This window comes from Bacillus sp. MMSF_3353 (assembly GCF_030733445.1).
GTDB classification, from domain to species: Bacteria; Bacillota; Bacilli; order Bacillales; family Bacillaceae_G; genus Bacillus_A; species Bacillus_A wiedmannii.
Map to the genome: position 1 here is coordinate 1 of NZ_JASHJA010000091.1, position 1526 is coordinate 1526.

A 1526-nucleotide genomic window follows, 5' to 3' on the forward strand; every position below is an offset into this window, starting at 1 on the left:
CCCAACATAATATGAAAAATCTCAATCTCATTTTTATAGGATGAAATGAGATTGAGACTCTTTTGTTGTTTATTTGCCAGATAATGGAATGGTAACTAAAAATTCTACGCCTTGTTTGGTATTATTTATAGAATACGTGATAAAAAGGGATTCAAAAATTTGTTTTACAATATATAACCCTAAGCCACTCCCTCCTGTATTTCGATTTCTTGACTTTTCGATTCGATAAAATGGTTTGAAAATATGTTGTATATCTTCTTCTTTTATTTGGACACCTGTATTGATAACTCGCATTTGGATGTTGTTTTGTTTAGAATCCTTTGTTAACTTTATATAGACTTTTTCGTTATACGGTGAATACATAATCGCATTATGAATGATGTTTTTACAAGCTTTTTCTAAAAGAACATAATCCGTATAAACAAAAATGTCAGAATGGACTTCCTTTATTATTTGAATGCTTTTTTGAGAAGCAAAAAATTCGAGTTTTTTTGTGATTGTATCTATTGATTTCGAAAGATTTACTTCTTCCACTTGAAGTTTAAAGGTATGTTGTTCTAATTTTGACATGCTTAAAATTTCGCGAACCAGTTGTTCCAGACTTTCAATTATCTGATAATTTCTCTTTAAATACTGGTCACGATTTTGATAAGGGCCGATATTATATATCATCCCTTCTAGGTATCCTTTCATAACAGTAAGAGGGGTTTTTAATTCATGTGCTACAATAGCAAAGAATTCCCTTCGCTTTGTTTCTATTTCTCTTTCTTTTTCAATATCACTTTTTAATTGCTGATTCGCTTTTTGTAAATCAAAAATTGCCTGTTGTAAATTTATGGACATATCATTCAAACTATTGGACAATTCCCCTAATTCATCCATAGAACGAACCTCAATTTTTTCGGAGAAATCCAAGTTTGCCATCTTTTGTGCACCTTTATTAATATAAATAAGTGGTTTAGTAATAAACCTTGAATAGAGATAAGCACTTCCTAAACCAATAACCAGTACAATGATACTAATATAGGGTAGAAAACGTACCAAGACCTGTGAAGCTTCATCGATTGGTTGAAATGTTGCGAACACCACAAGCGTTAAGTTAACATCTTGGAATTGTATTGGCTTGGTAGCCTCATATGAATTGCGAGATTGAGCCAAACCCTTTATTGGTACTGTTGTAACAAAACCTTTTGCCGGAGTCCCCCCCTGAACAGGACTCCCCCGAACAGTACCCTCTTGAATAGCGCCCTCTTGAATAGTACTCCCCTGAAAAGTACTTTGAAGAAAAGGATAATAAATAATTCTTCCCTCATTATCTTGAAGATATATCACTGCATTATTTTTTTGTGCGTATTCATCAACAAGTGGTGTTGCATTTTGAAGCGTAAGATCTTTAGATTTATCAATTATTTCTTGGATTCCCGTTTGAAGCTGATCTGTTTTGTATTTCTCATAAAATTTAGGGAGAAAGAAGTATAAAGTTACATAAATTAAGGTTGCAAAGGCTAACAAAATGAGGGATGTAG

The 1526-nt window shown here is 32.6% G+C and carries 1 protein-coding gene; it reads right to left on the reverse strand.

From position 1 onward, the window contains the following. Positions 1–69 precede the first annotated feature (69 nt). Positions 70–1526 (reverse strand): sensor histidine kinase (locus RBB48_RS31590; RefSeq protein ID WP_306008861.1); only part of this gene is annotated, 1457 nt, incomplete at its 5' end.